The organism is Cellulomonas citrea, assembly GCF_009829685.1.
Classification (GTDB): domain Bacteria; phylum Actinomycetota; class Actinomycetes; order Actinomycetales; family Cellulomonadaceae; genus Cellulomonas; species Cellulomonas citrea.
Genome location: NZ_VWSD01000310.1, coordinates 1 through 1,141 on the forward strand (window position 1 = coordinate 1; position 1,141 = coordinate 1,141).

The window sequence follows — 1,141 nt, forward strand, 5'->3', positions numbered from 1 at the left end:
GTTGCTTCAGCGGCCAATGCTTCGACCGATGTGGCTCAGAAGATGGGCGTGGCCGTGGCGGACCTGGCCCAGCTGGCCGCGACCTTGCACACCGAGGTCACCAAGTTCACCTACTGAGGACCGCCGGGCCCGGCGCCGGGCCCGCGGGCCATCGAGCTCGCCGTTCACACGTCCCGGCCCACCGATGCGCCGGGTGACTCACCCGAGAGGACATCGAAATGGACCGACGTCGCAGGGGCTTCCGTGATCTTCCGATCGCCCTGAAGCTGGGTGCGGTCGCGGGGTTGTTCGCCCTCTTCGGCGCCGCCATGGTGGCGCTGGCCGTCAGCCGGATCGGCACCATCAGCGCTCAGCAGGACACGATGTACTCCGACAGCTCGGTGCCGATGGGCAAGCTGGTGGTGGCCGTCCGCGAGTTCGGCGGGTACCGCGGTCGGGTGGTGGCGCTGCCCATGGTTCCGGCGGCCGGCCTGTCCGACGCGGTGGCCGACGTGCAGGCCAAGCAGACCAAGCTCACCGACGCCTTCGACGCCTACCTGCCGCTGGTGGCCTCGGCCGACGACAGGCAGACGATCCAGACCCAGCTGACGGCCTTCCTCGACCTGTCGGCCACGGTGACGTCCCAGGTGCAGGCCGGCGACCGGGCCTCGGCGGAGGCACTGGTCCTGGGTGACCTGAAGACGACGGCCACGGCGCTCAACGACGCCCTCGTGGCGCAGACCGAGATCCTCGACTCCACGGCGTCCCGGCTCGACAAGCAGGGGAGCGAGCTGGCCGCCTCCTCGGCCGTCCTGCTGCTGCTGGCGTTGGCGGTCGGTGTGCTCGTCCCGGCGGCGATCACCGTGGTGATCGTCCGGTCGATCCGGCGCACCCTCCTGGAGATCGACGTCTCGGTCGACGCCATGGCCTCCGGTGACCTGACCCGTACCCCCGACGTCGACAGCCGCGACGAGCTCGGTCGCGTCGCAGCGAAGCTGGGTCGTGCCCAGGGCGCGTTGCGTGGGGTGATCGGGTCGGTGGTGACGACGGCTGCTGCGGTGGCTGCTTCTGCGGAGGAGCTGTCGGCTGCGGGTGCGCAGGTGGCGTCTGGTTCGGAGGAGACGAGCGCGCAGGCGGGTGTGGTGGCTGCTGCTGCTGAGCA

At 70.6% G+C, this 1,141-nt stretch carries 1 protein-coding gene; it reads left to right on the forward strand.

Annotation, left to right across the window (positions count from 1 at the left end; translation table 11 throughout):
* Nucleotides 1-218 precede the first annotated feature (218 nt).
* Nucleotides 219-1,141, forward strand: a 923-nt coding sequence (locus F2B26_RS16390; RefSeq protein ID WP_159811142.1) for an MCP four helix bundle domain-containing protein, incomplete at its 3' end; no start/stop codon positions are given.